31 protein-coding genes and 1 riboswitch are annotated in these 26,154 nt (G+C 63.9%); of the genes, 13 read left to right on the top strand and 18 right to left on the bottom strand.

Features of this window, described 5'->3' with window-relative positions; translation table 11 throughout:
• Positions 1-16 precede the first annotated feature (16 nt).
• Positions 17-1,015: a methyltransferase gene (locus ACLEJP_RS12945; RefSeq protein ID WP_440806928.1), complete on the top strand. Its 999-nt coding sequence runs from the start codon at positions 17-19 to the stop codon at positions 1,013-1,015.
• A 39-nt stretch (positions 1,016-1,054) separates the two neighbouring features.
• Positions 1,055-1,194: riboswitch (yybP-ykoY riboswitch) on the top strand.
• A gap of 87 nt (positions 1,195-1,281) precedes the next feature.
• Entirely contained in the window at positions 1,282-1,866 is a 585-nt protein-coding gene (locus ACLEJP_RS12940; protein WP_186673688.1) for a TMEM165/GDT1 family protein, read from the top strand.
• A gap of 90 nt (positions 1,867-1,956) precedes the next feature.
• Here the strand turns inward: ACLEJP_RS12940 and ACLEJP_RS12935 are convergent, their stop codons facing one another.
• The 4 genes from ACLEJP_RS12935 to ACLEJP_RS12920 form a co-directional block, all read right to left on the bottom strand.
• Positions 1,957-2,772: a M48 family metallopeptidase gene (locus ACLEJP_RS12935; RefSeq protein ID WP_440806925.1), complete on the bottom strand. Its 816-nt coding sequence runs from the start codon at positions 2,770-2,772 to the stop codon at positions 1,957-1,959.
• A 114-nt stretch (positions 2,773-2,886) separates the two neighbouring features.
• On the bottom strand, positions 2,887-3,507 hold the full coding sequence (locus ACLEJP_RS12930) for an SOS response-associated peptidase (RefSeq protein ID WP_440806924.1): 621 nt from the start codon (positions 3,505-3,507) through the stop codon (positions 2,887-2,889).
• Between the two features lie 15 nt (positions 3,508-3,522).
• Positions 3,523-3,783: a putative signal transducing protein gene (locus ACLEJP_RS12925; protein WP_440806921.1), complete on the bottom strand. Its 261-nt coding sequence runs from the start codon at positions 3,781-3,783 to the stop codon at positions 3,523-3,525.
• Positions 3,783-3,968: a CPXCG motif-containing cysteine-rich protein gene (locus tag ACLEJP_RS12920; protein WP_176516808.1), complete on the bottom strand. Its 186-nt coding sequence runs from the start codon at positions 3,966-3,968 to the stop codon at positions 3,783-3,785. Before ACLEJP_RS12920 ends, ACLEJP_RS12925 begins: the two co-directional genes overlap by 1 nt.
• Positions 3,969-4,090: 122 nt before the next feature.
• Here ACLEJP_RS12920 and ACLEJP_RS12915 point away from each other — a divergent pair, with 122 nt between their 5' ends.
• A complete protein-coding gene (locus tag ACLEJP_RS12915) occupies positions 4,091-5,260 on the top strand; it encodes a 1-acyl-sn-glycerol-3-phosphate acyltransferase (RefSeq protein WP_289133848.1) in 1,170 nt (389 codons plus the stop codon).
• A 33-nt stretch (positions 5,261-5,293) separates the two neighbouring features.
• On the opposite strand, the gene ACLEJP_RS12910 is transcribed toward ACLEJP_RS12915, so the two are convergent.
• Positions 5,294-5,554, bottom strand: coding sequence for a hypothetical protein (locus ACLEJP_RS12910; protein ID WP_289133847.1), 261 nt, complete (start codon positions 5,552-5,554; stop codon positions 5,294-5,296).
• A 156-nt stretch (positions 5,555-5,710) separates the two neighbouring features.
• On the opposite strand from ACLEJP_RS12910, the gene ACLEJP_RS12905 reads away from it, so the two are divergent.
• Positions 5,711-5,917, top strand: coding sequence for a hypothetical protein (locus ACLEJP_RS12905; RefSeq protein WP_440806920.1), 207 nt, complete (start codon positions 5,711-5,713; stop codon positions 5,915-5,917).
• Between the two features lie 103 nt (positions 5,918-6,020).
• Here ACLEJP_RS12905 and ACLEJP_RS12900 read toward each other — a convergent pair whose 3' ends face one another.
• Complete coding sequence (locus ACLEJP_RS12900) at positions 6,021-6,605, bottom strand: YajG family lipoprotein (protein ID WP_170028271.1); 585 nt, start codon at positions 6,603-6,605, stop codon at positions 6,021-6,023.
• Between the two features lie 145 nt (positions 6,606-6,750).
• Between ACLEJP_RS12900 and ACLEJP_RS12895 the strand changes: the two genes are divergently transcribed.
• Both ACLEJP_RS12895 and mqo read left to right on the top strand, forming a co-directional pair.
• On the top strand, positions 6,751-6,984 hold the full coding sequence (locus tag ACLEJP_RS12895; protein WP_440806917.1) for a hypothetical protein: 234 nt from the start codon (positions 6,751-6,753) through the stop codon (positions 6,982-6,984).
• 599 nt (positions 6,985-7,583) lie between these two features.
• Positions 7,584-9,092, top strand: coding sequence for a malate dehydrogenase (quinone) (gene mqo, locus ACLEJP_RS12890; RefSeq protein WP_440806916.1), 1,509 nt, complete (start codon positions 7,584-7,586; stop codon positions 9,090-9,092).
• A gap of 178 nt (positions 9,093-9,270) precedes the next feature.
• Here mqo and ACLEJP_RS12885 read toward each other — a convergent pair whose 3' ends face one another.
• From ACLEJP_RS12885 to ACLEJP_RS12870, 4 genes are all read right to left on the bottom strand, one after another.
• On the bottom strand, positions 9,271-9,561 hold the full coding sequence (locus ACLEJP_RS12885) for a PA4642 family protein (protein WP_170028268.1): 291 nt from the start codon (positions 9,559-9,561) through the stop codon (positions 9,271-9,273).
• 68 nt (positions 9,562-9,629) lie between these two features.
• A complete protein-coding gene (locus ACLEJP_RS12880; protein WP_440806914.1) occupies positions 9,630-10,100 on the bottom strand; it encodes a hypothetical protein in 471 nt (156 codons plus the stop codon).
• Positions 10,101-10,168: 68 nt separating this feature from the next.
• Positions 10,169-10,642: a WbuC family cupin fold metalloprotein gene (locus tag ACLEJP_RS12875; protein WP_440806912.1), complete on the bottom strand. Its 474-nt coding sequence runs from the start codon at positions 10,640-10,642 to the stop codon at positions 10,169-10,171.
• A gap of 2 nt (positions 10,643-10,644) precedes the next feature.
• A complete protein-coding gene (locus tag ACLEJP_RS12870; RefSeq protein WP_225780413.1) occupies positions 10,645-11,202 on the bottom strand; it encodes a hypoxanthine-guanine phosphoribosyltransferase in 558 nt (185 codons plus the stop codon).
• Between the two features lie 158 nt (positions 11,203-11,360).
• Here ACLEJP_RS12870 and upp point away from each other — a divergent pair, with 158 nt between their 5' ends.
• Complete coding sequence (upp, locus tag ACLEJP_RS12865; protein ID WP_225780412.1) at positions 11,361-11,999, top strand: uracil phosphoribosyltransferase; 639 nt, start codon at positions 11,361-11,363, stop codon at positions 11,997-11,999.
• Positions 12,000-12,001: 2 nt separating this feature from the next.
• Positions 12,002-13,273 carry a uracil-xanthine permease family protein gene (locus ACLEJP_RS12860; RefSeq protein ID WP_440806907.1) on the top strand — a complete coding sequence of 424 codons (1,272 nt, stop codon included), beginning with the start codon at positions 12,002-12,004 and terminating at the stop codon, positions 13,271-13,273.
• 64 nt (positions 13,274-13,337) lie between these two features.
• Here the strand turns inward: ACLEJP_RS12860 and hemH are convergent, their stop codons facing one another.
• On the bottom strand, positions 13,338-14,354 hold the full coding sequence (gene hemH / locus ACLEJP_RS12855; RefSeq protein WP_440806906.1) for a ferrochelatase: 1,017 nt from the start codon (positions 14,352-14,354) through the stop codon (positions 13,338-13,340).
• A 13-nt stretch (positions 14,355-14,367) separates the two neighbouring features.
• Positions 14,368-15,273: a TIGR01777 family oxidoreductase gene (locus tag ACLEJP_RS12850; protein WP_440806903.1), complete on the bottom strand. Its 906-nt coding sequence runs from the start codon at positions 15,271-15,273 to the stop codon at positions 14,368-14,370.
• 187 nt (positions 15,274-15,460) lie between these two features.
• Here ACLEJP_RS12850 and ACLEJP_RS12845 point away from each other — a divergent pair, with 187 nt between their 5' ends.
• The 5 genes from ACLEJP_RS12845 (at position 15,461) to ACLEJP_RS12825 (ending at position 20,536) form a co-directional block, all read left to right on the top strand.
• Positions 15,461-16,447 (top strand): NAD(P)/FAD-dependent oxidoreductase, encoded by a 987-nt coding sequence (locus tag ACLEJP_RS12845; RefSeq protein WP_440806901.1) that lies wholly within the window; start codon positions 15,461-15,463, stop codon positions 16,445-16,447.
• Between the two features lie 97 nt (positions 16,448-16,544).
• Entirely contained in the window at positions 16,545-17,513 is a 969-nt protein-coding gene (locus tag ACLEJP_RS12840) for a YbgA family protein (RefSeq protein ID WP_440806899.1), read from the top strand.
• The gene (locus ACLEJP_RS12835) at positions 17,503-18,402 is read left to right on the top strand and encodes a MerR family transcriptional regulator (RefSeq protein ID WP_440806896.1); all 900 of its coding nucleotides are present in this window, start codon (positions 17,503-17,505) and stop codon (positions 18,400-18,402) included. The genes ACLEJP_RS12840 and ACLEJP_RS12835 overlap by 11 nt, the downstream gene beginning before the upstream one ends.
• Positions 18,393-19,829, top strand: coding sequence for a deoxyribodipyrimidine photo-lyase (gene phrB, locus ACLEJP_RS12830; RefSeq protein WP_440806895.1), 1,437 nt, complete (start codon positions 18,393-18,395; stop codon positions 19,827-19,829). Before ACLEJP_RS12835 ends, phrB begins: the two co-directional genes overlap by 10 nt.
• Positions 19,826-20,536, top strand: a complete 711-nt coding sequence (locus ACLEJP_RS12825) for an SDR family oxidoreductase (RefSeq protein ID WP_440806893.1) — start codon at positions 19,826-19,828, stop codon at positions 20,534-20,536. Before phrB ends, ACLEJP_RS12825 begins: the two co-directional genes overlap by 4 nt.
• A gap of 41 nt (positions 20,537-20,577) precedes the next feature.
• Here ACLEJP_RS12825 and ACLEJP_RS12820 read toward each other — a convergent pair whose 3' ends face one another.
• The 6 genes from ACLEJP_RS12820 to hemA all read right to left on the bottom strand — a co-directional run bounded on the left by ACLEJP_RS12820 (position 20,578) and on the right by hemA (position 25,927).
• Positions 20,578-21,096: an acyloxyacyl hydrolase gene (locus ACLEJP_RS12820; RefSeq protein WP_440806890.1), complete on the bottom strand. Its 519-nt coding sequence runs from the start codon at positions 21,094-21,096 to the stop codon at positions 20,578-20,580.
• A 105-nt stretch (positions 21,097-21,201) separates the two neighbouring features.
• Entirely contained in the window at positions 21,202-21,999 is a 798-nt protein-coding gene (murI, locus tag ACLEJP_RS12815; RefSeq protein ID WP_440806889.1) for a glutamate racemase, read from the bottom strand.
• Positions 21,992-22,747 carry a molybdopterin-synthase adenylyltransferase MoeB gene (locus ACLEJP_RS12810; protein WP_289133827.1) on the bottom strand — a complete coding sequence of 252 codons (756 nt, stop codon included), beginning with the start codon at positions 22,745-22,747 and terminating at the stop codon, positions 21,992-21,994. The genes murI and ACLEJP_RS12810 overlap by 8 nt, the downstream gene beginning before the upstream one ends.
• Complete coding sequence (prmC, locus tag ACLEJP_RS12805) at positions 22,741-23,571, bottom strand: peptide chain release factor N(5)-glutamine methyltransferase (protein ID WP_440806888.1); 831 nt, start codon at positions 23,569-23,571, stop codon at positions 22,741-22,743. Before prmC ends, ACLEJP_RS12810 begins: the two co-directional genes overlap by 7 nt.
• Positions 23,571-24,653, bottom strand: coding sequence for a peptide chain release factor 1 (prfA, locus tag ACLEJP_RS12800; RefSeq protein ID WP_170028253.1), 1,083 nt, complete (start codon positions 24,651-24,653; stop codon positions 23,571-23,573). The genes prmC and prfA overlap by 1 nt, the downstream gene beginning before the upstream one ends.
• Positions 24,650-25,927 (bottom strand): glutamyl-tRNA reductase, encoded by a 1,278-nt coding sequence (hemA, locus tag ACLEJP_RS12795; RefSeq protein ID WP_440806885.1) that lies wholly within the window; start codon positions 25,925-25,927, stop codon positions 24,650-24,652. The genes prfA and hemA overlap by 4 nt, the downstream gene beginning before the upstream one ends.
• Positions 25,928-26,154 lie beyond the last annotated feature (227 nt).

Genomic DNA, 26,154 nt, shown 5'->3' with positions numbered 1-26,154 from the left:
TCAGGAGGCGTCGTCCATGGACCCGCGCAGTGAAGTGTTGCTCCGCCAGGCAGAGCTGTTCCAGGGGCCGCTGCTGATCGCCGGCGCCCCCGCCGACGACCTGCTCGGCCACTTGCCCCAGGCCCAGGCCTGGACCTGGCATGCGGGCGATCAGGGCATGCTGCAGGGCCGTTACGCCGGCCGCAGCCACTACGGGGTCGAACCCCCGGACGTGGCCTTCGACAGTGCCGTGCTGTTCCTGCCCAAGTCGCGCGAACTGGCTGGCTATCTGCTCAATGCACTGGCGTCGCGCCTGGCCGGCCGTGAACTGTACCTGGTCGGCGAGAAGCGCGGCGGCATCGAAGGCGCTGCCAAACAGCTGCAGGCCTTCGGCAAGCCGCGCAAGCTCGACAGCGCCCGCCATTGCCAGCTTTGGCAAGTGACCATCGCGCAGGCGCCCCAGGCAACCCCCCTGGAAAGCCTGGCCGAACGCTTCGAGCTTGCCCTGGAAGACGGCCCGCTGCAGGTGGTCAGCCTGCCGGGCGTGTTCAGCCATGGCCGCCTCGATCGCGGTACCGCCCTGCTGCTCAAGCACCTCGACGGCCTGCCCGGCGGGCATGTGCTGGACTTCGGTTGCGGTGCCGGGGTGCTCGGCGCCACGGTCAAACGCCGTTATCCACAAAGCCGGGTAAGCCTGCTGGACGTGGATGCCTTTGCGGTGGCCGCCAGCCGGCTGACCTTGGCCGCCAACGGCCTGGAAGGTGAAGTGATCAGCGGTGACGGCATCGACGCCGCCCCTACCGAGCTGAGCCTGATTCTGAGCAACCCGCCGTTCCACACGGGGGTCCATACCAATTACCAGGCATCGGAGAACTTGCTGAAAAAATCGGCCAACCACCTGCGAAGAGGCGGCGAAATGCGCCTGGTTGCCAACAGCTTCCTGCGTTACCAGCCGCTGATCGAAGGTGCGCTGGGCAACTGCCAGGTGCGTGACGAGGCCGATGGCTTCCGCATCTACCAGGCAACACGCGGATAAAAACAGCGCTTGCCGAAAGCGTTTTGCCTAGGCAGAATCCGCACCGTCCTAGGGGAGTAGTCTCCCGCGAGCGCCCAGCTCGCCCGGTACGCGTCAACATACTTGGTCCACAGACCATGGCGCGTGCGACCCACCATGCAGCCTGCATGGCGAGATCCGCATAGACGGATCCAGGGTTTGACAAGACCTATGACACGCACACCTTACCCGGGGCGGGGAGGCTGTACGTGTCATAGCCGTGTCGACCCGCCCCCGTAGGAAACCTGATGCTGGAATCTCTGCTGGTCCCCACCGCAATCGTTGCGCTCGCCGAAATTGGCGACAAGACGCAACTGCTCGCGCTCATTCTCGCTGCCCGCTTCCGCAAGCCGTGGCCGATCATCGCCGGCATCATCGCCGCGACCCTGGCCAACCATGCTGCGGCTGGTGCCGTGGGGGCATGGGTCGGCAGCTTCTTCAGCGATTCGGCATTGCACTGGGTCCTGGCCGCCAGCTTTACCGCCACCGCGCTGTGGACCCTGGTGCCGGACAAGATGGATGACGACGAGAGCCCGGCACGCCGCTTCGGGCCGTTCCTGACGACGCTGATCGCCTTCTTCCTGGCGGAGATCGGTGACAAGACCCAGGTCGCCACGGTGATGCTGGCGGCTCAGTATCCACACCTGATCATGGTCATCATCGGCACCACCCTGGGCATGCTGATTGCCAACGTGCCGGTGGTTCTGGCAGGTAACTTCGCAGCGGACAAGCTGCCGCTGACGCTGATTCGTCGCCTGGCAGCGACGGCGTTCTTCGTGCTGGCGATCGTGGCCGTCTACTCGGCGATGAAGGCCAGTGGCTGGGTCGGATAACCAGGCAAGCGGGGGCTGCTGCGCAGCCCGTCGCGAAGTAGCAGCGGCCTTGTGTCGCGATAGGGCCGCGAAGCGGCCCCATGACAGCAATTACTTCTTGGCCGCCTGGTACAGCGGCATCACCTTCGGAATCGCTGCCTGCAACGAAGCGATACGGCTCGACGACGCCGGGTGGGTGCTCATGAACTCAGGCGGTGCACCTTCGGAAGCCTTGGTCATCTTGTTCCACAGGGTGATCGCGGCGTTCGGGTCGTAACCGGCACGTGCCGAGAGTTCCAGGCCAATCAGGTCGGCCTCGTTCTCGTTGGCCCGGCTGTTGGGCAGGGTCATGGCATAGTTCACCACAGTGTCGGCCAGGGCCATGCTGCTCTGGCCCAGGCCGAAGATGGCACCGGCACCCTGGCGGGCCATTTCCACGCCGTACGCCTTGGACATGGCTTCGCGGCTGTGTTCACGCAAGGCGTGGGCGATCTCGTGGCCGACCACCGCGGCGATTTCCGCATCGGTGAGCTGGAGCTGGTCGATCAGCCCGGTGTAGACGATGATCTTGCCGCCCGGGCCGCAGTTGGCGTTGAGCTCGTCGCTCTTGATCACGTTGACCTGCCAGTCCCACTGCGCGGCATCCGGGCGGAACTTGGGGGCCTGGGCGATCAGGCGGTTGGCGATGGCCTGCACACGCTTGGCATCGGCGCTGGACTTGTCGAGCACGCCTTTGCTGGAGGCCTCGCCAAGGGTCTGCTGGTACGACTGGGCGTACATCTTGTTGACTTCATCGGCCGAAAGCATGCTGAACATGTATTGCTGGCGTTCGACGCCGACAGCACCGCCGCTGGTGGTATTCACCGCCTGGCAGCCGGCCAGCAGGATGCCAGCACTCAAGAGGCTGACGACAAAAGACTTACGCATGAAAACACTCCCTTTCCTACATGCGCCGTATCCTAGGCTGACTGGCCTGTGGGCCGCCATAGCCGTAGAGAAGATTTCACACTGAAGCCGAAAACGCGGGGCCCGGACCGGCCATCAGGCCGGGGTCAGGCACTCCGGTGCATCCAGCTTCGGGTCATTGACAAAGTTGGCCAGCGCCCGCTCACGCAACTGTGCCGACGGGCTGGCCAGCAGCTCGTGCAGGCGCGTCAGTGGCGTGTCCGGGTCAAGCCAGGCCGCCTGCCCTGCTTCATCCAGGATCAACGGCCGACGCTGGTTCATGGCCGCCTGGGTCACCACCGCACAACTCAGCCACACCTGGCCCTGCACGGGGTAAGCCTCCCAGACAGCGGCGAAGTATAGCGACGCGCCCTCCCCCGGGGTCAACCAGTACGGGCGCTTGCGCACACTGCCACGCCATTCGTAGAAACCGTTGGCCGGCATCAGGCAGCGCCGCTGGCGGAATGCATCGCGAAACATCGGCTGTTCGGCCAGGGTCTCGGCGCGGGCATGGGCCGGGGTACGAGACAGGTCGGTGAGCCAGGCCGGGGTCAGCCCCCAGCGCGCCTTGGCCAATTGCAACTGGCCGTCCAGCTGCCGCTGGATCAGTACCGAAGCCCCTGGCGAGATGTTCCATTGGGCTGGTTGCCCGGCAGGAAAGCCCGGCAGGCAGGCCAGCGCCTGGGGCCAGCGAAACAGCGCGTAACGTCCACACATGGGCGAATTCAGAACCTAACAGATCAAGGTACCGGGAAAACTCTCCGGTTCGTCGCCAACCAGTGGCTGGGCGTCATTGTACGCATCGATCAGCTGTCGTGCGTATGCGGCCTGCTCATCAGCCACGGCCAGCCCCAGCAGGCCTTGCAGCGGCAGCTCGCCGGCGGCGCCGATCAGGTCGCGGCCGACCACGTGTACTTCAACGCCTTCGCTGGCCAGCATGCCTGCCAGCATTTCCGCCTCGAGCAGGCTTTCCGGTTCGTAGATTCGCTGCATCAGGCGTCATCCTCGCGGCGGACTTCGAGCATCCATTCGTCGCCATGCACCTGCAGAATGAACACCACAGGCTGGCAGCACACCTGGCAATCCTCGGTATAGACCTGGTCGCCAGCCGACAGATCGACGGTGGTTTCCACCCGTTCGCCACAATACGGGCAATCATAGAAGTCGGTTTCCAGCATCGCGGCCTCCGCAGTGACTTATGCGTATAATTGCCGGTCTGTTTACAGGGCCTGTGTGCGTCCGAGCCGTTTTTCGGAGCCCGTCCCTACCTTATTACCCTAGCCGTTTCCAACAAGAGAGCATGATGGGCGAATTCGATGCCATCCGACCGTACGACGACGCTGAGGTCCCTGCCGTTCTGGCACGCCTGCTCAGCGACCCGGCATTCCTCGATATCCTCACCCACTTCCGCTTCCCGCGTGCGGCCGGCGCCCTGGGCTGGTTGCTCAAGCCGCTGATCGCGCGCCGCCTGCGCAAGGAATTCGCCGGCGTCAGCTGTGTCTCGACGTTGCAGGACAAAGTCGAATACTACGTCGACCAGACCATCGACCGCGCCACCGACGGCGTCACCTATTCTGGCGTCGAGCAGCTCAAGGCCGGTACCGCCTACCTGTTCCTGGCCAACCACCGCGACATCGTCATGGACCCGGCCTTCGTCAACTACGCGGTTTACCACGCCGGCCTGCCCACGCCGCGCATCGCCATTGGTGACAACCTGCTGCAGAAACCCTTCGTCAGCGACATGATGCGCCTGAACAAGAGCTTCATCGTGCACCGTTCGCTCAGCGGGCGACGCGAGAAGCTGGCCGCCTACCAGTTGCTTTCGGCGTACATCAACCACTCGATCCGCAACGACGTGACATCGATCTGGATCGCCCAGGCCGAAGGCCGCGCCAAGGACGGTGACGACCGCACCGACTCGGCGATTCTCAAGATGTTCCACATGAGCCGCAAGGACGAGCCGTTCGGCGCGGTGATCCAGAGCCTGAACCTGACGCCGGTGTCGATCAGCTACGAATACGACCCGTGCGACCAGGCCAAGGCCCGCGAGCTGTATATCCGCGCCACCACCGGCACCTACAAGAAGGCGCCGGGTGAGGATGACAACAGCATCGCCAAGGGCATTACCGGCTACAAGGGCAGGGTACATATCAACTTTGCCCCTCCGGTGACCGAATACTACGAGGACACCAAGCAACTGGCAGCGGAAATCGACCGGCAGATCCTCGGCGGCTACCGGCTGTTCCCGGTGCACTACCTGGCCTATGCGATGTGGGAAGGCAAGGATGAATCCTTGCAGGTACCGAGCGCCGAGAAGATGTTCCCGGCCGATGAGCTGGCCCGGGCCAGAGAGGAATGGCAACGCCGCCTGGATGCCTGCCCTGAAGAGCAGCGGCCGTACCTGGTGTTGCAGTATGCGACGCCGGTGCGTAACCAGTATCAGGTCAGGCAGCAGGCACCGGTTGCCTGATGGAACCGGGGCTGCTTCGCAGCCCCGTTTTTTTCACACCCAGGTACTGAACCAGGACAGTAGCAACGCCATCGCCAGGCACGAAAAACCGAGAATGTAGAAGTAGCGCGGCACCCGCAGGTCGAATGCGTCCACTACCCCCTCGCCCATTGCCATGTACTCGCGGGTCTCGGCCTCACGCCGCCGTGCACCGTGCAGCAAAAGCCCGCCCGGGCAGGTCAGCAGCAGCGCCAGCAGATTGATCAGTTTGGTCGGGTGGGCGGCCAGGAACCCCCAGAGCACTTGCAAGGACATCACGCAACCTCGGTGTGAGCGACGAGGCCCGCATTCTACCCAAGTCAAGCCCTGATACCCGGCCCGGGCGACAAAGTGTCATTAAATTTCATCTGTCATGTGCTCGTCATCTGAACAGGCCACCCTGTCGGCCTTTCCATGATCCGGAGCTAGTTCATGCTGCACGCCGAAAACCAGGACCGCCTCTACCTCGTCGCCCAGAGCGACGAACAGCAGGCGCTGATCGATGGTTTTGCCATCAACGTGCAGGACCGCCAATGGCTGGTGTATTGCGCGCTGGGCGGGCACTTGCATGAGGATTTACCGGATATCGATACCCATACCGGCCTCAGCGTGCTGGATTTCCAGATACAAGCTGCATGAGCCTGGACTCTTCGCGGTTTCACCCGCAAAAGGCCGCTACAGCCAACAAAAAACCCGCTGCCTGGAATACAGGCAGCGGGTTTTCTTCATGCCACCAAAAGGTTTACTGCCCCAGCACCTGCCCGATGCTCGGGTCCTTGAACAGGCGGGTCAGGGCATCGCTCAGCACATCGCCCACCAGCTGGTTGTTGGTTTCCTGGTTCGGCGCCATGCCGAAACGCTGGTCCAGCGAAGCGCCGTAACGGCCGCTGTAGGTACGGCCGCCGTTGGCAACGTCGGCACGGAAGGTAGCGCCGATGGTCGCCTCGGTGACGTACAGGTTGTCTTTCGGCGACTGGTACTTCAATTCGGCCAGGGTCACGGTCAGCTGCGGCGCGTTATAGGCGTTGGGCGTCGGGGTGAAGCCGAGCAGACGCACGGCGGCTTCCGCCTGGGCCTGCAGCTTGGGCACGATGTCGTTACCGCTGACGCTGATGGTGCTGGTTTCGGGGTACATGCCACCACGAGTACCCAGGGACTGCGACGCCCGGCCGTCCACAACCCGGACCACTACCGGCTGGCCATGGCCGACCGGGGCGAGCTGGGCCTTGAGCGTGGGTTGCGGGTTGAGTTGTTGCGGGCTGTGGGCACAACCAACCAGGCTGAGGCTGGCCACGGCGATCAAACCGAACAACAGACGTTGCAACATGCGCGTTACTCCAGAAAATGCGGCGAAGGCCCACAGTATACCCAGCGACACAGCGACCAGTCATCGGCCTGGCCCGGTTGTCACAATGGTTTCATCGCCGCGCCCTTATCCTTGCGCCAAGCCCTAACGCACAGGACCCGCTGCCATGGCCTCGCTCTGGACCCTGCTCTTCCAACGCCCGCGCCACCACGCCTATGCGCGCCTCGATGCCGACGGCAAATGCCTGGCCTTCAAGCAATGCAGCCAGGCCCCCAGCGGCAGCGGCTGGGTCCGGATCGGGGAAATCCAGCTCGCCTGGCTGGGCCGCGAGCTGCCCGCCAGTGCCCGGGTTTGCGCCCGCGCAAGCCGCCGCTGGCACCAGCGCATCCTCGCGGCCTGACAAACGCTGCAATAAAAACCACGAATGGCGACATTTCTGCGCGCGACCTCGCTATAATCTCCCCCCGATTATAAGGACGTCTCCTGATCGGGCCCCGCATCGCCGATTGACCCCGGCAACTTCACCGCTTCGCCCACAGAGAGCCTTCCATTCAGGTCTTGCATCGGCTGTCGTGCCTGCTTTTCCGGCCCTTCACACTGCATGAACCTGCGGGTTGCCATCGCGCAGTCCCCTTTTGAGGTTCACGTCTCCAAAAGAGCGTGAAAAAACGGTTTTCACAACTTCACAAGAGTGTGGCGAGCAAATGAACAGTCTGGCATGTGCAAAAGCGGCAGATGTGTCCCGAACAGCCCTGAACAGGCGGCAAATGCGCTCATCCCGGATGAGTATCTGAGCCGTTCCATAACGCACGCACGACACCTTGACCATAAGTCGAATTGCCGCACCCGTGGCAAACGGCGTTCAATAGCCGAACCCGAAGACTGATTGGCGGTGCCCGCGGAAGTTGCAAGAACTGCGAGAAGTCGGACATGGCGATCCTGGCGACCCCAGGTCCTATGCTGTCAATTAGGTAGCTGTAGATTGTGGAGACGCGTTAAATGGCGCAGAACGAATCGGTTGATGTGGTACTGGTAGGCGCGGGCATCATGAGTGCCACCCTGGCCGTACTGCTCAAGGAGCTCGACCCGGCCCTGAAACTCGAGGTGGTCGAGGCGATGGACTCCGGAGCCGCGGAAAGCTCCAACCCCTGGAACAATGCAGGTACCGGCCACGCCGGCCTGTGCGAGCTTAACTACACGCCGCAGGCCGCCGATGGCAGCATCGACATCAAGAAGGCCGTGCACATCAACACCCAGTTCGAGGTTTCGCGCCAGTTCTGGGCCTACCTGAGCAAGAAGGGCAACTTCGGCTCGGCGCGTGCTTTCATCAACCCTGTACCGCACCTGAGCTATGTCGAGGGTGACAAGGGTATTGCCTTCCTCAAGAAGCGCTTCGAGTTGCTCAAGCAGCACCACGCCTTCGCCGAGATGGAATACACCGAAGACAAGGCGGTGATGAAGGACTGGATGCCGCTGATGATGCCAGGCCGCCCGGCCGACCAGCGCATCGCCGCCACCCGCGTACTCAAGGGCACCGACGTCAACTTCGGCGCGCTGACCAACAAGCTGCTGAAGCTGCTGGGCGACACCGAGCACGCCCAGGTCAAGTACAGCAAGAAGGTCGTCGGCCTGCGCCGTAACGGCAGCGGCTGGACCGTGAGCATCAAGGACGTGAACAGCGGCGGCAGCCGCGAAGTGGACGCCCGCTTCGTCTTCCTCGGTGCCGGTGGCGCGGCCCTGCCGCTGCTGCAGATGTCTGGCATTCCGGAAAGCAAAGGCTTCGGCGGCTTCCCGGTCAGCGGCCAGTGGCTGCGTTGCGACAACCCGGAAATCGTCAAGCAGCACCAGGCCAAGGTCTACAGCCAGGCCGCGGTCGGTGCACCACCGATGTCGGTACCGCACCTGGACACCCGCGTGGTCGACGGCAAGAAATCGCTGCTGTTCGGGCCGTACGCCGGCTTCACCACCAAGTTCCTCAAGCACGGTTCGCTGATGGACCTGCCGCTGTCGGTGCGCATGGGCAACATCGGCCCGATGCTGGCCGTGGCCCGCGACAACATGGACCTGACCAAGTACCTGGTCAGTGAAGTGATGCAGTCGATGGAGCAGCGCCTGGAAGCCCTGCGCCGCTTCTACCCGCAGGCCAAGGCCGAAGACTGGCGCCTGGAAGTGGCTGGCCAGCGTGTGCAGATCATCAAGAAAGACCCGAAGAAAGGCGGTGTGCTGCAGTTCGGTACCGAGCTGGTCTCGGCCCAGGACGGCAGCCTGGCGGCACTGCTCGGCGCATCGCCGGGTGCTTCGGTGACCGTGTCGATCATGCTGGAACTGATCGAGCGCTGCTTCCCCGAGCAGGCCAAGGGTGCCTGGGCTGCCAAACTCAAGGAAATCTTCCCGGCGCGCGAGAAGACCCTGGCGACCGACGCTGCCCTGTATCACAAGATCAGTGCCGACAACGACGCGGCGCTGGACCTGGTGGAAAGCAGCCCGGCGGCCAAGCATTACGCTTGATTTGCAGCGGTAACGAAAAAACGCCCCTCGGGGCGTTTTTTTGTGCCTGGATACTCACCAACCTGTGCCGGCCTCTTCGCGGGCATGCCCGCTCCCCCAGGTTCGACGCCACCCTCAGGCTGTGTACTATCCCTGTGGGAGCGGGCGCGCCCGCGAAGAGGCCGGTGCAGGCTAACGATCAACCACGGGCGTTGGCGATGATCTCGATGTACTCCGCCGCATTGCGCTGGTCGGCAATCAGCTCGACGAAGGTCTTGCCATGCTCGTCCTTGCCATCCAGGTCCAGGCCCGCTTCGACGAAGAAGCCGACAAAGCGCGCGAAGTCGTCGACGCGCAGGCCCCGATAGGCCTTGACCAGCTTGTGCAGCGAAGGCGAGGTCACCCCATCGGCCGGCTCGAATTGCAGGAACGTCTTGATGTAGTCGTCGCTGATCTCGTCGCCGATTACCTGTTTCTTGTCTTTACGCATTGCCGACTCCAACTGGACCATCACGGGATTTCGAAGGCCGGCAGTGTACCCCCCTCAGCCCGCGCGCCTCAACGCGTACGTACGGTGCCGGTGTGCAGGTCGGCCCAGATATGGCCGTTACCGTAGGTGAGGAACTGCACATACAGCGTTTCATTCCGCAGCAGGTCCATGATCACCCGGTAGTCGCTGACCGGGTAATTCAGGCTCAGGGTGCGGGTTTTCTCGTCATACACGGGTTTTTTCAGGCTCTTGGCCGCTTCGCCGTCGAAGGTCAGCAGCACCTGGGCGATGGTCGCGCCCTTGCTCAGCGGCTTGCCCTTGAGGCGCACCTGCAGCGACGAGGTGATCGGGATCGGCTGCTGGTCGGACTGGCGCTGAGCCCCGACTACCACCGAATACTCGGTCACCTGCAGCAACTGCTGGCCGGTCGGCGCTTCCTGGCGCAGGGACTGGTCGTCAGGTGGCAGGAACTGGCTGTGCAGCGGTGCGGCAGCAAGCGGCAGGCTGACCGCCAGCAGAAGGGGAAGAAACGCACGCATGTGAGGCTCCTTGTATGAAGAGGCACTCTAGCACGGCGTGCACAGCCTCTTGTAGGAGCGGCCTGCCATCAATCGAACTGCGCAAGCATCCAGGCCTGGTACGCGGCAACCCCCGCTTCACCCTCGCGCGGCGCCCAGTGCGCGTGCTCGCCCTCGCCCACCGGACGGTACGGCCCGGCCTTGCACTCGAACAGGATGCTGTCCGGCTCCAGCACTACCAGCCCGTGGTAGATGCCGGGCGCCAGGTCGACCCCGAGGCAGTCACCGCCCGCCTGCAGCACGCGCTTGTCGGTTACCACGCCTTGTTCATCGAACAGCAGCAGGCCGAAGCGCCCCTTGAGGGCCAGCAGCGTTTCCGCCTTGTCGGCGCTGAGGTGGCGGTGCGGCGGGATGTAGGTACCCGGTTGCAGGCCGACAGCCATGCGGTGGCAGGGTTCTTCCATCTCGTGGAAGGTGTGGTGTTGCCGCTGCCGCGGGTTGGCGGCAGCCTGCGCGGCCAGCCCGGCGAACAGCGATTGGTCGATGAACGCAGGCTGGCGCATGGTCACAGCCCCTTGACGGCGAAAATGCCGTTGGCGTTGCGCCAGTAGCCTTTGTAGTCCATGCCGTAGCCGAAGATGTAGCGGTCGACGCAGGGCAAGCCCACGTAGTCGGCCTTGAGGTCCGGGCTGGCCTTGCGCTCATGGTCCTTGTCGATCAGCACTGCGGTGTGCACCGAACGCGCGCCGGCATGCTTGCAGAACTCGATGATGGCGCTGAGGGTGTGACCTTCGTCGAGAATGTCATCGACGATCAAGACGTCACGGTCGATGAACGACACTTCCGGCTTGGCCTTCCAGAACAACTCGCCGCCGCTGGTCTGGTTGCGGTAGCGGGTGGCGTGCAGGTAGCTGGCCTCCAGCGGGAACTGCAGGTGGGTCAGCAGTTTGCCGGCGAAGATCAGTCCGCCGTTCATCACGCAGAACACCACCGGGTTCTTGTCGTGCAGGTCGTTGCAGATCTGCGCGCCGACTTTGGCGATGGCCGCTTCGACTTCGGCTTCGGTGTACAGGCAGTCAGCTTCACGCATGACTTGACGGATATGCTCGAGATCGGCGGACATGGCGCTCTCCGGGTGGCATTTTGGAAAAGCGGGCAAAGGTACGCATCCGCTCGTCACAGATCAAGCATTTATGGACTAACGTCCAAATGACCAGACGACAGCACAGGCTGAATAGATTAATCTAGCGCGGTTTTTTTGCCCGCCTTTCGGAGCCCCCTATGCCCACTCGTGAGATCCGCCATCCGCTGATCCGCCACAAGCTCGGCCTGATGCGCCGTGCCGATATCAGCACCAAGAATTTTCGCGAACTTGCCCAGGAAGTCGGTGCGCTCCTGACTTACGAAGCGACCCAGGACCTGCCGCTGGAAAGCTACGAGATCGACGGCTGGTGTGGCAAGGTGCAAGTTGAAAAGATTGCTGGCAAGAAGATTACCGTGGTGCCGATCCTGCGTGCCGGCATCGGCATGCTCGACGGGGTGCTCAGCCTGATCCCGGGGGCCAAGGTCAGCGCGGTGGGTGTTGCCCGCAACGAAGAAACCCTCGAAGCCCACACCTACCTGGAAAAGCTCGCGCCGGACATCAACCAGCGCCTGGCCCTGATCATCGACCCGATGCTGGCCACAGGCGGTTCGATGGTTGCCACCATCGACCTGCTGAAGAAGGCGGGCTGCAAGGAGATCCGTGCCATGGTCCTGGTGGCCGCGCCAGAAGGCATCGAAGTGGTGGAAAAAGCCCACCCGGACGTGCAGATCTACACCGCTTCGATCGACCAGCACCTGAACGAACACGGCTACATCGTGCCAGGCCTGGGCGATGCCGGTGACAAGATCTTCGGCACCAAGCAAAAGGACGCCTGACCATGCAGGACGGCTTCAACGACCCGCTCTGGCGCCAGGTCGTTTCGGGCGCACAGATGCTCTTCGTGGCATTCGGCGCGCTGGTGCTGATGCCACTGATCACCGGCCTCGACCCGAACGTCGCGCTGTTCACCGCCGGCATCGGCACCCTGCTGTTCCAGCTGGTCACCGGCCGCCAGGTACCGGTGTTCCTGGCCTCGAGCTTTGCCTTCATTACCCCGATCATCCTCGCCAAGGGCCAGTTCGGCCTGGCCGAGACCATGGGCGGCGTGATGGCCGCCGGCTTCGTCTACACCTTCATGGGCCTGATGGTGAAAATCAAAGGCACCGGTTTCATCGACCGCATGCTGCCGCCGGTGGTGATCGGCCCGGTGATCATCTCCATCGGCCTGGCCATGGCACCGATCGCGGCGAACATGGCGATGGGCAAGGCCGGGGACGGCAGCGTGCTGCTGCCGTACAAGACGGCGATGATGATCTCCATGCCCGCCCTGCTGACCACACTGATCGTCGCCGTGTTCGGCAAGGGCATCTTCCGCCTGGTGCCGATCATCGCCGGCGTGCTGGTAGGCTTTGCCCTGTCGTTCGCCTTTGGCGTGGTCGACACGGCCAGGATCGCCGCCGCCCCGTGGCTGGAACTGCCCAACTTCACCGCGCCGGCGTTCAACTGGCAGGCCATCCTGTTCATCGTCCCGGTTGCCCTGGCACCGGCGATCGAGCACATCGGCGGGGTGATTGCGGTGGGCAGCGTGACCGGCCGCGACTACCTGAAGAAGCCCGGCCTGCACCGCACCCTGCTGGGTGACGGCCTGGCCACCACCGCCGCCGGCCTGTTCGGCGGCCCGCCCAACACCACCTACGCCGAAGTGACCGGCGCAGTGATGCTGACCAAGAACTACAACCCGAAAATCATGACCTGGGCGGCAATCTTCGCCATCACCCTGGCCTTCATCGGCAAGTTCGGCGCGCTGCTGCAAAGCATTCCGGTGCCGGTGATGGGCGGCATCCTGTGCCTGCTGTTCGGCTCGATCGCAGCAGTGGGCATGAATACCATGATCCGCCACAAGATCGACCTGGCCGAAGCGCGCAACCTGGTGATCGTCTCGGTCACCCTGGTGTTCGGTATTGGCGGCGTGCTCATCGGCAGCGGCGACGGCCCGGATGACTGGGGCCTGAAAGGCATTGCCCTGTGTGCCATCGTGGCCATCGCCCTGAACCTGATTCTGCCGGGCAATGATGGCTGGAAGCACAAGAAGCCGGATGATCAGCCTTGACCTGATTCGGCCTCTTCACGGGTCTACCCCGCGAAGAGGCCGGCACAGACAGACGCCCTGAGAATCAGGCCTTTTCGCACATATCGGCCAGCACCCTCACCCACTCCGGATGATCATTGAGGCACGGCACCAGCACCAGTTCCTGCCCCCCCGCCTCGACAAACTGCTCACTGCCACGCATGCCGATCTCTTCCAGCGTTTCGATGCAATCGGCGACGAACGCCGGGCACATCACCAACAGCTTCTTCACCCCGGCCCTGGCCAGCTCGTCCAGGCGTGTCTCGGTATAGGGTTCGATCCACTTGTCCCGGCCCAACCGCGACTGGAACGATACCGACCATTTGCCATCGGCAATGCCCATTTTCCGCGCAAAAGCCTTGGCCGTGGCCAGGCATTGGCCACGGTAGCAGACCGCCCGCACTTCGGCGGGCGCAGCGTGACAGCAATCGGCAGCCCGCAGGTCGTGCTGGCTACCTTTCGGGAACAACTTCTTCAGGTGGCGTTCCGGCAGGCCGTGGAAGCTGAGCAGTACGTGGTCATAGGCCTGCTCCAGATAGGGACGGGCGCTGGCGGCCAGTGCCTCGATATAGTCCGGGTGTTCATAAAACGGCTGCAGCACGCGCATCTGCAACGGTAGCCGCTGCTCGGCAATGGTCTGCCTTGCCTGCTCCACTACCGTGGTCACCGTGCTGTCGGCGAACTGTGGGTAGAGCGGTGCCAAGGTCACCTTGCGCACGCCTTGTTGCGCCAGCCGCCCCAGTACTTCAGGCAATGCCGGCTGGCCATAGCGCATGGCGATTTCCACCGGGCCGTGCGGCCAGTGCCCGACCATCGCCGCCTGCAGACGCCGGGTCAGCACCACCAGTGGCGACCCCTCGTCCCACCAGATAGAGGCATAGGCGTGCGCCGACTGCTCCGGTCGCTTGATCAGGATCAGCGACACCAGCAGTCGGCGCAGCGGCCAGGGCAGGTCGACCACATACGGGTCCATGAGAAAATGGTCGAGGTAGCGGCGCACATCGGCCACCGAAGTGGAAGCAGGGGAACCCAGGTTGACCAGCAGCAGGGCGTGATCGGTCATGCAGCGTCCTATGTCAGAGTTGGCCGGACAGGTTGTCCAGGGCCGATTGCAGATCGTTGAAGCGGAAGGTAAAGCCTGCCGCCAGCAAGCGTACCGGGCGGGCGCGCTGGCCGCCGAGCAGCAGGACCGACAGCTCGCCCAGACCGGCCTTGAGCAGCAGTGCCGGCAGCGGCAGCAGCGCCGGGCGGTGCAAGGTGCGGCCCAGGCGCGTGGCGAATTCACGGTTGCGCACGGGCTCCGGAGCGCAGGCATTATAAGGACCGCTGGCGTCCTTGTGCTGCAAGAGAAAATCAATCAGGGCGACCTGGTCGTCTATATGGATCCAGGGCATCCACTGCCGCCCGCTGCCCAAAGGCCCGCCCAACCCCAGCTTGAAGGGCGTGCGCAGGCGCGACAAAAAGCCGCCATCAGCGGCCAGCACCAGCCCGGTGCGTACCAGCACCACGCGAATGCCCTGGGCCTGGGAACGCAGCGCAGTTTCCTCCCAGGCAATACACAACTGGCTGGCGAAATCTTCCCGCACCGGTGGCGAAACCTCGCTCAGCTCGCGTTCGCCACCATCCCCGTACCAGCCTACCGCCGAACCGGAAATCAGCACTTCCGGGCGCTGCTCACGGGTGCCCAGCCAGCTCAGCAACTGCTCGGTAAGGGTGACCCGGCTGGCCCACAACAGGTTGCGCCGGGCCGCCGTCCAGGGCCGGTCTGCAATCGGAGCGCCAGCCAGGTTGACCACCGCATCCAGCTGATCGTCCACCTCCAGCTGCTCCAGCCGGGCGATACCGCGCACACCGGCCCCGCAGATTGCCGGCACCTGTTCAGGCCGCCGGCTCCACACCGTCAGTCGATGCCCCTGGCCAAGCCAGTACCGGCACAGGTGCCGGCCAATCAACCCGGTGCCGCCTGTCAGCAATATATGCATGGCTGTGTCCTCGCAGAATGCGGCGGTGGTCTATTTTTAACGACAAGGCACTTTTTTGACCCGACGCTCTCGGATAAACATAGGCCAAGCTGCCCGCCAAAGCGGTATAACCTTATACAAAATTTGTGCATTGTACAGGTTTGTCTGACAGCGTAGTCTGCTTACAGCAAGGTTTGAAGAGGCCATCATGACAGTACCAATCGCCATCATCGGGGCCGGTATCGCCGGCCTGTCTGCCGCCCAGGCCTTGCAGAAGGCCGGGCAATCCGTGCACTTGTTCGACAAAGGCCATGGCAGTGGCGGGCGCATGGCCAGCAAGCGCAGCGAGGCTGGCGCGCTGGATCTCGGTGCCCAGTACTTCACCGCCCGTGACCGGCGCTTCGTCGAGCAGGTGCAGCAATGGGTGGCCGCCGGCTGGGCCCAGCAATGGAAGCCGCAGCTGTACAACTACCGCGATGGCGAACTCAGCCCCTCTCCGGACGAACAGACGCGCTGGGTCGGCGTGCCGCGCATGAGCGCCATTACCCGCGGCCTGCTCAAGGATGTGACGGTGAACTTCGGCTGCCGCATCGCCGAGGTGTTCCGCGGCAAGCAATACTGGCACCTGCAGGATACCGAAGGCTGCAGTCACGGCCCCTTCAGCCGCGTGGTCATCGCCGTGCCGGCCCCGCAGGCCACGCCACTGCTGGCTGCTACTCCGAAGCTGGCCGCAGTGGCGGCAGGGGTGCAGATGGAGCCCACCTGGGCCGTGGCCGTAGCTTTCCAACACCCCCTCGACACCCCCATGCAAGGCTGCTTCGTGCAGGACAACCCGCTCGACTGGCTGGCCCGCAACCGGAGCAAACCGGGCCGTGACGAACAGCTCGACACCTGGGTGCTGCACGCCACCTCGAGCTGGAGCCGGCAACATATCGACCTGCCCAAGGAAGAGGTGATCGAGCAGCTGTGGGGCGAATTCGCCGAGCTGGTCGGCTGCGTGGTGCCGGCGCCGACCTTTGCCTTGGCCCACCGCTGGCTGTATGCCCGCCCGACCAGCAACCACGAGTGGGGGGCGCTGGCCGATGCCGACCAGGGTTTGTATGCGTGCGGCGACTGGTGCCTGTCCGGGCGTGTCGAGGGCGCCTGGCTGAGTGGCCAGGAAGCAGCACGGCGGCTGCTTGAACACCTTGAGTGACGTAGCTATACAAAAATACTAGTTTGCATAACTTCTCGGCTGTGCTGGAATAAACCTGTACAAGATTTTGTTCTCGTACAGGTTTATGGAGACAGCCATGCACGACCCCTCCACTCTTCGCAAGCCGCGCATTGCCATCAGCGCCTGCCTGATCGGCCACAGCGTGCGTTATAACGGCGGCCACAAGGCCTCCGACCTGTGTCGCCTGCAGCTCGAGGAACACTTCGACTGGTTGCCGGTGTGCCCGGAGGTGGCCATCGGTCTCGGCACACCGCGCGACCCCATTCGCCTGGTCGGCGACCCCGAGCGACCGGAAGTGGTCGGCACCCGCAACCGCGACATCGACCTGACCGGCCCGCTGCGCAGCTACGGTGAGCAAATGGCTGCGCAACTCGATGGCATTTGTGGCTACATCTTCATGCAAAAGTCGCCGTCCTGCGGGCTGGAGCGGGTCAAGGTGTACCAGGACAATGGCCGCCCGGCCATCAATAGCGGGCGTGGCGCGTATGCCCAGGCGTTTTGTGCACAACGCCCGGACCTGCCCGTGGAAGAGGAAGGCCGCCTGCACGATGCCGTGCTGCGCGAGAACTTCATCAGCCGGGTGTATGCCTATGCCGACTGGCAACGCCTGCTGGCCGAGGGCCTGAGCCGCGGTGCGCTGGTGCAGTTCCATTCGCGCTACAAGTACCTGCTGATGGCCAACAATCCCCAGGCCTACCGTACCCTGGGGCGCCTGCTCGGCAGCATGCGCCGCGACGACGACCCGCAAAGCATAGGCCCCCGCTACTTCAGCCAGCTGATGCAGGCGCTGCGCCGCTGCGCCAGCCGCGGCACTCATGGCAATGTCCTGCAGCACCTGTGTGGTTACTTCAAGGACGCCCTGACGCCACAGGACAAGGCCGAACTGCAGGCCATCATCGGCCAGTACCAGCAAGGCGTGATACCACTGGTCGTGCCACTGACCTTGCTCAAGCACCATTTGCGCAAGCACCCCGATCCGTATCTGCTGCAACAGGCCTATCTGCAGCCGCACCCAGAGAGCCTGGGGCTGCGCAATGCTGTCTGAGATCCTCCTGCCCATCGGCGAGCTGGCCCGCCGTACCGGCGTCAACCCGGTTACCTTGAGGGCCTGGGAGCGACGCTACGGCTTGCTCAAGCCCCAGCGCACGGCCAAGGGGCACCGTCTGTACCCACTGGACCAGGTCGAACGGGTGGAGGCGATCCTCGCCTGGCTGCAACGTGGCGCATCGGTCAGCCAGGTCCGCGAGCTACTCGACAAGCCCACCGCCACACCGCCCAAAGGCGACTGGCAAACCAGGCAGTTCCAGCTGATCGATGCCATCGCCAATCTTTCGCAACGTGCGCTCGACCAACAGCTCAACCAGGCCATGGCGCTATACCCGGCGGTTACCCTGTGCGAACAATTGCTGCTGCCGCTGCTCGACATTCTCGAGCTGCGCTGGCGCAACTACTTCAATGCCGGGCTGGAGCAGATCTTCTTCAACACATGGCTGCGCAGCAAGCTTGGCGCCCGGGTCTATCACGACAACCAGTTGCTGCCAGGCCCGGCGGTGTTGCTGGCCGATGACTACCAGCGCGGCTTCAACCCCGAGCTGTGGTTATGCGCCTGGTTGCTGACCAACAATGGTATTGCGGTCGAAGTGCTGGAGCATCCAATCGGTGCTGCACAGCTCAGCCATGCCGCCACTTCCCTCAAGGTGCGCGCGGTCATCCTGCACCTTGGCCCGCGCATCGATGCCAAGGCGCTGCAACGCATGCTGCGCAGCCTGCCAGTTCCCGCCCTGCTGGGCGGGTCGACACTGGCCATGCACGAAGTGCCGCTGGCCAGCCTCGAGCATCGCGCCCTCTCCTTCTTCGATACCCCACAGGCAGCCCTGCGTTTGCTTCAGGGCACTGACAGGCCGCCCTCAGGACCGGACCCATCATGCACTTGACCTGGCTGCGCAGCGACCTGCGCATCGACGACAACACCGCCCTCAGTGCCGCCAGTGAACGTGGCCCGACCATCGCCCTGTGGCTGGTCAGCCCCGGGCAGTGGCGGGCTCACGACGACGCCGCCTGCAAGGTCGACTTCTGGCTGCGTAACCTGCGTGACCTGAGGCAATCGCTGGCGCGGCTGAACATCCCCTTGCTGATCCGCACCATCGATACCTGGGAGCAGGCGCCACAAGCGGTGCTCGAGGTATGCCGCCAGCATCGCGTTCACAGCGTGCACTGGAACGAGGAATACGGCCTCAACGAGCAGCGCCGCGACGACGCCACCCGCGCCCTGCTGGAGCGTTCAGCCATCCATGCCCACAGCCATCTCGACCAGCTGTTTTTCCGTCCCGGTACCCTCCTCACCCGCAGTGGCGACTACTTCCAGGTTTTCAGCCAGTTCAAGAAGAGCTGCCTGGAGCAACTGCACCGCGGCCTGCCTGCCCTGGCCCGACAGGTGCAGCGCCAGGCACCGCTACAGGTCACCAGCGACCCCATACCCGAGCATGTGGATGGTTTCGAAAAGCCGGGCCACGCCCTGCGCGAACACTGGCCTGCCGGCGAGGCCGAGGCACAGGCGCGGCTGGCCCGCTTTGTCGACGAAACCATCGACGACTACCAGCAACTGCGCGACCTGCCTGCCACGCCCGGCACCAGCCAGCTTTCCCCTTACCTGGCCGCCGGGGTGATCTCGCCGCGCCAATGCCTGCATGCTGCCCTGGCCGGCAACCGGGGCGAATTCGACAGTGGCAGCAGCGGCGTGCAGACCTGGATCAGCGAACTGCTCTGGCGTGAATTCTACAAACACATCCTGACCGGTTATCCACAGGTCTCGCGCCACCGTGCCTTCCGGGCCCAGACCGAGGCCTTGCCCTGGCGCGACGCACCGGCCGATTTCGAAGCCTGGGCACAGGGACGCACCGGCTATCCGATCATCGACGCCGCGATGCGCCAGTTGCTGCACACCGGGTGGATGCACAACCGCCTGCGCATGATCGTGGCCATGTTCCTCAGCAAGAACCTGTTGATCGACTGGCGCAAGGGCGAACGGCACTTCATGCGCCACCTGATCGATGGCGACCTCGCCGCCAACAACGGCGGCTGGCAGTGGAGCGCGTCCACCGGCACCGACGCCGTGCCATACTTCCGCCTGTTCAACCCGGTCTCGCAGTCGCAGCGTTTCGATCCCAAGGGGCACTTTATCCGCCACTGGTTGCCAGAATTGCAGGGCCTGGATGAAAAATCCATTCATATACCGATGAAATCAGCCGATCTTTTTGCTAAATATTCCTATCACAGTCCGATTGTCGATCTCGATAGTAGTCGCCAGCGTGCACTGGAAGCATTCAGAAGCCTCCCGCACCGGCAGGGTCAGAGGGCATGATCGTGTACAACGCGCGTAGAATCTGGGTAACCGGCGCCAACAATGGATTGGGTTTGGCGTTAGTGGAAAGCTTGCTCGGCCAAGGACACTGGGTAGCGGCAAGCGGCAAGCATGGCGAGGCACTGGATGCCCTGGCGGTACGCCATGGGCGCCGGCTGCTGCTTCTGCCCTGGCAGTTGCATGAGGAACAGCAGGCGGCGCAGGCCGGCCAGCTGATCTGCCATGCCTGGTGCGCGCTGGATGGCCTGATCCTCAATGCGGGGACCTGCAACTACCTGCCGGCTGACGTGGCCGACAGCGAGCTGTTCGAGGCGATAGTCACCAGCAACCAGTTGGCTGGCGAATATTGCCTGGCCCATGCGTTGCCCTTGCTGGCCAACGGCGACTCGCCGCAGGTAATGGCGGTTTTCAGTCGTTATTCGGCGTTGCAGTTGTATGCACCGACGCAGCCGAGCGCAGGCTGGAACAACATGCCGAAGTGGCTGCGCGAGCAGCGCCAGGCATTGCAGGCTCAGGGGGTCGCGCTGACCGTGGTGGGGCCACAGTCGTTCAAGGCACCCGTGACTTCGGCGCAGGCAATACCCGACGCCTGGACGCCGCAGAGCGCGGCAGAAGAGCTGTTGCGGCGGTGGCCGCAGAATGACCCGGAGCTGGTACTGGAAGCTCTGGACCCGGCCAGCCTGTGGCCGCTGCCCACTGGTAGATGAATCTGCTTGCGGGCGGCGGCCACAGGGCTGCTATTGCTGGCTTACAGCGCCATGCGGTAATGCAGGCTGTAGCTTTCCACCCCGTCGTTCGGTTGCTTGATGCCGGCGTTGGAATAATGGATCGCCCGTACCCCGATTTCATGCCCACCGGCAAAACGCAGACCAAAGCCGATACGGTCTTCGAACTGGAACGACGAGCCTAGCTGGTTGTCTTCCAGCTCGGTGCTGGAGAACGCCGCCACGCCGATCCCCGCCTCGATGTAGGGCTTCACCGAGTCGCCGGCAAACTCATAGACGAATACCGGCGCGAACGAGAGGCTGTGGTTACTCGCGGTCTCGTCACCGTCCCAATAGCTGTAGGCCCCATCCCAGTAGCCGGTCAGGCGACCGACACTGGTTTGCCACCAGCTCGCCTCCCAGTTCGATTGCAGCCCCAGCCGGTAGACCATGGTCGAGTCGCCGGTCTGCCCTACCGAAAACGAAACGTCGGCGGCCTGCACCGACAGTGCATGCCCCAGGGTCACGACGGCAGCCGCCGCCAAGCACAGCAGTTTCTTCATGAGAAACATCCTTCTTCCTGATGCTGTTGTTAGTGTCCGCCTCATCTCAGGCAAAGGGTAGAAAGCGGCATTAGTACGATAGTTCAGCTTGATTTCACGTTTTTTTCACAACGCAAAGCTTTGCACACTGTCGGGCTTATGCCACAGCAAAGGTAGGATTTTTCTCATTAACTGCGGATCAGCGCTGGTCCAGAAGCGGGTAGCGGCTGCCGGCCCTTCGGCTAGCAGGTCGTGGGCGCCCAGCAAACGCTGCAGCTGACGGGCGACTGCGGCACCCGTGTCGATGATCGCCACGTCGGCTGGCACCAGGTCAGCCAGCAGGGGGCGCAGGAAGGGATAATGGGTGCAGCCGAGGATCAGGGTATCGCAGCCCGCCGCCAGCAACGGCTGTACGTAGCCTTGCAACAACTGGCGCAATGCCGGGCTGGCCAGGTCGCCTGCTTCGATCCGCTCTACCAGCCCGGGGCAAGGCTGGGTCACGACCTGCACGTCGCTGGCGAAACGGTCGAGCAAGGCGGCGAACTTGGCGCTCTGCAGGGTACCGGTGGTCGCCAGCACACCCACCACCCCCGAGCGTGTGGCAGCCGCAGCGGGCTTCACCGCCGGCTCCATGCCGACCAGCGGCCAGGTCGGGTACAGTTCGCGCAAATCGGCCACCGCCGCCACCGTCGCCGTGTTGCAGGCCAGCACCATGGCCTTGGCGCCTTGTTCATGAAAGAACCCGGCAATTCGTCGGCAGCGCTCACGGATATAGTCCGGGGTCTTTTCGCCATACGGCACGTGACCGCAATCGGCCACGTACAGCAGCGTCTCGCCAGGCAGCAGGCGCTGGATCTCGGCGAGCACCGACAAGCCACCGACCCCCGAATCCATCACGCCGATCGGCGCCGAGCGCTCAGCCATCGCGCTTGCCACATACTGCACAGGCGGGATCACGCTTGACCCGCAATTCACGGATGCGGGTGCCGAGGGCATCGATCAGCAGCAGGCGCCCGACCAGCGGCTCGCCAAAGCCAGCCAGCAGTTTCATGGCCTCCAACGCCTGCAGGCTGCCCACCAGGCCAACGAGGGGCCCAATCACGCCGGCTTCGCTGCAAGTCAGTTCGGCTTCGCTGCCATGGCCGTACAGGCAGTGGTAGCAAGGGCTGTAGTCGCGCCGTGGGTCGAATACGGAGAGCTGCCCTTCCAGGCGGATCGCCGCACCGCTGACCAGCGGCTTGAGCGCCGCGACACAGGCGGCATTGACCGCCTCGCGGGTGCTGAAGTTGTCCGAGCAATCCAGCACCAGGTCGACTGCCGCCACGGCCGCGGCCAGCGAGTCCTCGTCCAGGGCCTGGCGATGGGCGACCAGGCTGATTTCCGGGTTGATCGCCTGCAAGCGCTGCAGGGCTGAATCGACCTTGCTCATGCCGACGCTGGCATTGTCATGAATTACCTGGCGTTGCAGGTTGGTCAGGTCGACGGTATCGAAGTCGGCCAGGTGCAGCTCGCCCACACCAGCGGCGGCCAGGTACAAGGCGACCGGCGACCCCAGGCCACCGAGCCCGACGATCAGGGCCTTGCTCCGCTTGAGGCGCAACTGGCCGTCGATGTCGATCTGGGCCAGCAATACCTGCCGGCTGTAACGCAGCAGTTCCTGATCACTCAGCATGGCAGGCGCCCCAGGGTAATACGTTCATGGCCACCCAGGTCGGTGCGGCTGGCGACCTCGATGAAGCCTTGTTCAGCCAGCAAGGCGCGGACCGCCGCTGCCTGATCGTAGCCGTGTTCCAGCAACAGCCAGCCGCCCGCAACCAGGTGGGCGGGGGCCTGGGCGGCGATGACGCGCAGGTCGTCCAGGCCATCGGCGCCGGCCACCAGGGCGCTGCTGGGCTCGAAACGTACATCGCCGACGGCCAGGTGCGGGTCGGCGGCGGCGATATAGGGCGGGTTGCTGACAATCAGGTCGAAACGCTCGCCGGCCAGGCTGTCGAACCAGTGGCTGACTCGCACCTGGGCGTTTGCCAGGCCCAGGCGCTGGCGGTTGCGCTCGGCCAGGGCCGCGGCCTCCTCCACCCGGTCGACGGCAGTTACCTGCCAGGCCGGGCGATCGCTGGCCAGGGCCAGGGCAATCGCGCCGGTACCGGTGCCCAGGTCAAGGATCCTGGCCGGCGTGGCGGGTTGCAGTTCAAGGGCGGTTTCGACCAGCAGCTCGGTATCCGGCCGCGGGATCAGGGTGTGGGGGGCCACCTCCAGGTCGAGCGTCCAGAAGCCTTGCTGCCCGAGGATATAGGCGACCGGCTCGCCGTCGCGCCGGCGCTGCAGGTAACTGGCATAGGTCTCGGCATCTTCGCTGCTGACGATCCGCTCGGGCCAGGTGTGCAGGTAGCTGCGTGACTTGCCGATGGCAGCAGCCAGCAACAGCTCGGCATCCAGCCGCTCGGTGGGCGATTCTGGCAACTGCGCGTTGCGCAGCAGGCTGGCGATGATGGTCATCAGTCCCCCAGCGCGGCCAGCTGATCGGCCTGGTATTCGGCCAGCAGCGGTTCGATGACGGCCTCCACGCCACCGGCGAGGATGTCGTCCAGCGAGTACAGGGTCAGGTTGATACGGTGGTCGGTGACCCGGCCCTGTGGATAGTTGTAGGTACGGATGCGCTCGGAGCGGTCGCCCGACCCCACCAGCAGCTTGCGCTCGCTGGCGATGGCGTTCTGCGCGGCGCTGGTCTGCATGTCGTTGAGCTTGGCCGACAGCCAGGACATGGCGCGGGCACGGTTCTTGTGCTGCGAACGCTCTTCCTGGCACTCGACCACGATGCCGGTCGGCAAGTGGGTGATGCGGATCGCCGAGTCGGTCTTGTTGACGTGCTGGCCGCCGGCACCGGATGCGCGGTAGGTGTCCACGCGCAGGTCGGCCGGGTTGATCTCGATGGCGGCCTGTTCGTCCGGTTCGGGCAGGACCGCCACGGTGCACGCCGACGTGTGGATACGGCCCTGGGACTCGGTCTCGGGCACGCGCTGTACACGGTGCGCGCCGGACTCGAACTTGAGCTTGCCGTACACGTTGTCACCCTCGACGCGGGCGATGATTTCCTTGTAGCCGCCGTGCTCGCCTTCGTTCTCGGAGAGGATTTCCAGGCGCCAGCCGCGCTTTTCGGCGTAGCGCGAATACATGCGGAACAGGTCGCCAGAGAAAATCGCCGCCTCGTCGCCACCGGTACCGGCGCGGATTTCGAGGAACACGTTGCGGCCGTCGTTGGGGTCTTTGGGCAGCAGCATGCGTTGCAGCTGCGCCTCCAGCGTCAGCAGTTGTTCCTTGGCTTCACGCACTTCTTCCACGGCCATTTCGCGCAGGTCCGGGTCACTGTCCTTGAGCAGCGCCTGGGCGCCTTCGAGGTCGTCCTGGACTTTGCGCCACTCTTTATATGCAGCGTAGACCGGCTCGACTTCGGCGTATTCACGGGAATAGGCGCGGAAGCGCGTCTGGTCGGAAATGACCTCGGCATCACCGAGCAATGCGGTGAGTTCTTCGAAGCGGTCCTGGAGGATTTCCAGTTTGTTCAGCAGCGACGCTTTCATTGCGGGGATTTGTCCGTCGAGCCCTCGTTGAGGGCAAAGAGTTCCTGGGCCATGGCCAGCGCATCGAGGCGGCCCTCGGCCGAGAGCCTTTTCAGTTGCACGCTGGGCGCATGCAGGAGTTTGTTGGTCAGCCCCCGGGCCAGCTGGGCCAGCACCTCCTCGGGGTTGCCGCCGTTGGCCAGCAGGCGCTGGGCCTTTTGCAGTTCTTCGTCGCGCAGGCGCTCGCTTTGCTGGCGATAGGCCTTGAGCACGTCCACTGCGGCCAGCTCGCGCAGGCGCAGCATGAAATCTTCCGCCCCGACCGCCACCAGCTCTTCGGCGGCCTGGGCTGCGCCCTGGCGGCTCTTGAGGTTTTCCGCCACCACGTCGTGCAGGTCATCGACAGTGTACAGGTAGACATCGTCCAGCTCACCGACTTCGGTTTCGATGTCGCGTGGCACGGCGATGTCGACCATGAAGATCGGCTTGTGCCGGCGCTGCTTCAGCGCGCTCTCTACCGCGCCCTTGCCGAGGATTGGCAACTGGCTCGCGGTGGAGCTGATGACGATGTCGCTGTTGGCCAGCTCCTGGGGGATGTCGGCCAGCAGCACCGCATGCGCGCCGAACTGTTCGGCGAGGATGCTGGCCCGCTCCAGGGTGCGGTTGGCGACGACGATGCGGCGCACGCCCTGCTCGTGCAGGTGGCGGGCGACCAGGGTGATGGTTTCACCGGCACCGATCAGCAAGGCCTGGCTGCGGCCCAGGTCGCTGAAGATCTGCTTGGCCAGGCTGACTGCGGCAAATGCCACCGACACCGGGTTTTCGCCGATGGCGGTGTCGGTGCGCACTTGCTTGGCGGCGCTGAAGGTGGCCTGGAACAGACGCCCGAGCAGCGGGCCGACGGTACCGGCTTCACGCGCCACGGCATAGGCGGACTTCATCTGGCCGAGGATCTGCGGCTCGCCGAGCACCAGCGAATCCAGGCCCGAGGCCACGCGCATCATGTGCTTCACCGCCTCGTGTTCTTCGTGCACGTAGGCGCTGGCGCGCAGCTCGTCCAGGCTGAGCCGGTGATAGTCGGCCAGCCATTGCAGCACAGCATCGGCAGACAGCTGTTCCTGCTCTATGTAGAGCTCGCTACGGTTGCAGGTCGACAGGATCGCCGCTTCGCGGCTGGATGTCAGCCGGCAGAGCTGCTGCAGGGCGTCTACCAGCTGCTCTGGGGTAAACGCCACGCGCTCGCGTACGTCTACCGAGGCAGTCTTATGGTTGATACCAAGTGCAAGAAAGGCCATGCAAGGTCGCTGGTTGTGACGGGAAGCCGATAATTGTCCTCTTTCGCAGGTTTCAGGACAACCACCGTTCGCTATTGCGCTGGTAGCGCTGCGGCTATCGCCGCCTCCAGGCCTGCACCAGCAGCGATTTCAGGCCTGCTCCGCTCTTGCTTTGCTCCGCTCTTGCTCTTGCTCTTGCTCTGCTCTGCTCTGCTCTGCTCTGCTCTGCTCTGCTTTTGATCTTGCTT

The organism is Pseudomonas sp. SMV7, from assembly GCF_052041995.1.
Taxonomy (GTDB): Bacteria; Pseudomonadota; Gammaproteobacteria; order Pseudomonadales; family Pseudomonadaceae; genus Aquipseudomonas.
Note: the sequence above shows the minus strand (reverse complement) of the source record. Positions and strands in the feature narration are given on the sequence as shown.

Excerpts from the sequence above, each read along its gene's own strand:
- ACLEJP_RS12850 (WP_440806903.1), bottom strand. The coding sequence starts at position 15,273 with ATGCATATATTGCTGACAGGCGGCACCGGGTTGATTGGCCGGCACCTG.
- ACLEJP_RS12940 (WP_186673688.1), top strand. The coding sequence starts at position 1,282 with ATGCTGGAATCTCTGCTGGTCCCCACCGCAATCGTTGCGCTCGCCGAA.
- phrB (WP_440806895.1), top strand. The coding sequence starts at position 18,393 with ATGCACTTGACCTGGCTGCGCAGCGACCTGCGCATCGACGACAACACC.
- ACLEJP_RS12915 (WP_289133848.1), top strand. The coding sequence starts at position 4,091 with ATGATGGGCGAATTCGATGCCATCCGACCGTACGACGACGCTGAGGTC.
- ACLEJP_RS12895 (WP_440806917.1), top strand. The coding sequence starts at position 6,751 with ATGGCCTCGCTCTGGACCCTGCTCTTCCAACGCCCGCGCCACCACGCC.
- murI (WP_440806889.1), bottom strand. The coding sequence starts at position 21,999 with ATGGCTGAGCGCTCGGCGCCGATCGGCGTGATGGATTCGGGGGTCGGT.
- ACLEJP_RS12880 (WP_440806914.1), bottom strand. The coding sequence starts at position 10,100 with ATGCGTGCGTTTCTTCCCCTTCTGCTGGCGGTCAGCCTGCCGCTTGCT.
- hemA (WP_440806885.1), bottom strand. The coding sequence starts at position 25,927 with ATGGCCTTTCTTGCACTTGGTATCAACCATAAGACTGCCTCGGTAGAC.
- ACLEJP_RS12920 (WP_176516808.1), bottom strand. The coding sequence starts at position 3,968 with ATGCTGGAAACCGACTTCTATGATTGCCCGTATTGTGGCGAACGGGTG.
- ACLEJP_RS12945 (WP_440806928.1), top strand. The coding sequence starts at position 17 with ATGGACCCGCGCAGTGAAGTGTTGCTCCGCCAGGCAGAGCTGTTCCAG.
- ACLEJP_RS12905 (WP_440806920.1), top strand. The coding sequence starts at position 5,711 with ATGCTGCACGCCGAAAACCAGGACCGCCTCTACCTCGTCGCCCAGAGC.
- ACLEJP_RS12810 (WP_289133827.1), bottom strand. The coding sequence starts at position 22,747 with ATGCTGAGTGATCAGGAACTGCTGCGTTACAGCCGGCAGGTATTGCTG.
- ACLEJP_RS12925 (WP_440806921.1), bottom strand. The coding sequence starts at position 3,783 with ATGCAGCGAATCTACGAACCGGAAAGCCTGCTCGAGGCGGAAATGCTG.
- ACLEJP_RS12875 (WP_440806912.1), bottom strand. The coding sequence starts at position 10,642 with ATGCGCCAGCCTGCGTTCATCGACCAATCGCTGTTCGCCGGGCTGGCC.
- mqo (WP_440806916.1), top strand. The coding sequence starts at position 7,584 with ATGGCGCAGAACGAATCGGTTGATGTGGTACTGGTAGGCGCGGGCATC.
- prfA (WP_170028253.1), bottom strand. The coding sequence starts at position 24,653 with ATGAAAGCGTCGCTGCTGAACAAACTGGAAATCCTCCAGGACCGCTTC.
- upp (WP_225780412.1), top strand. The coding sequence starts at position 11,361 with ATGCCCACTCGTGAGATCCGCCATCCGCTGATCCGCCACAAGCTCGGC.
- hemH (WP_440806906.1), bottom strand. The coding sequence starts at position 14,354 with ATGACCGATCACGCCCTGCTGCTGGTCAACCTGGGTTCCCCTGCTTCC.
- ACLEJP_RS12820 (WP_440806890.1), bottom strand. The coding sequence starts at position 21,096 with ATGAAGAAACTGCTGTGCTTGGCGGCGGCTGCCGTCGTGACCCTGGGG.
- ACLEJP_RS12910 (WP_289133847.1), bottom strand. The coding sequence starts at position 5,554 with ATGTCCTTGCAAGTGCTCTGGGGGTTCCTGGCCGCCCACCCGACCAAA.
- ACLEJP_RS12930 (WP_440806924.1), bottom strand. The coding sequence starts at position 3,507 with ATGTGTGGACGTTACGCGCTGTTTCGCTGGCCCCAGGCGCTGGCCTGC.
- ACLEJP_RS12870 (WP_225780413.1), bottom strand. The coding sequence starts at position 11,202 with ATGTCCGCCGATCTCGAGCATATCCGTCAAGTCATGCGTGAAGCTGAC.
- ACLEJP_RS12885 (WP_170028268.1), bottom strand. The coding sequence starts at position 9,561 with ATGCGTAAAGACAAGAAACAGGTAATCGGCGACGAGATCAGCGACGAC.
- ACLEJP_RS12835 (WP_440806896.1), top strand. The coding sequence starts at position 17,503 with ATGCTGTCTGAGATCCTCCTGCCCATCGGCGAGCTGGCCCGCCGTACC.
- ACLEJP_RS12900 (WP_170028271.1), bottom strand. The coding sequence starts at position 6,605 with ATGTTGCAACGTCTGTTGTTCGGTTTGATCGCCGTGGCCAGCCTCAGC.
- ACLEJP_RS12845 (WP_440806901.1), top strand. The coding sequence starts at position 15,461 with ATGACAGTACCAATCGCCATCATCGGGGCCGGTATCGCCGGCCTGTCT.
- prmC (WP_440806888.1), bottom strand. The coding sequence starts at position 23,571 with ATGACCATCATCGCCAGCCTGCTGCGCAACGCGCAGTTGCCAGAATCG.
- ACLEJP_RS12825 (WP_440806893.1), top strand. The coding sequence starts at position 19,826 with ATGATCGTGTACAACGCGCGTAGAATCTGGGTAACCGGCGCCAACAAT.
- ACLEJP_RS12935 (WP_440806925.1), bottom strand. The coding sequence starts at position 2,772 with ATGCGTAAGTCTTTTGTCGTCAGCCTCTTGAGTGCTGGCATCCTGCTG.
- ACLEJP_RS12840 (WP_440806899.1), top strand. The coding sequence starts at position 16,545 with ATGCACGACCCCTCCACTCTTCGCAAGCCGCGCATTGCCATCAGCGCC.
- ACLEJP_RS12860 (WP_440806907.1), top strand. The coding sequence starts at position 12,002 with ATGCAGGACGGCTTCAACGACCCGCTCTGGCGCCAGGTCGTTTCGGGC.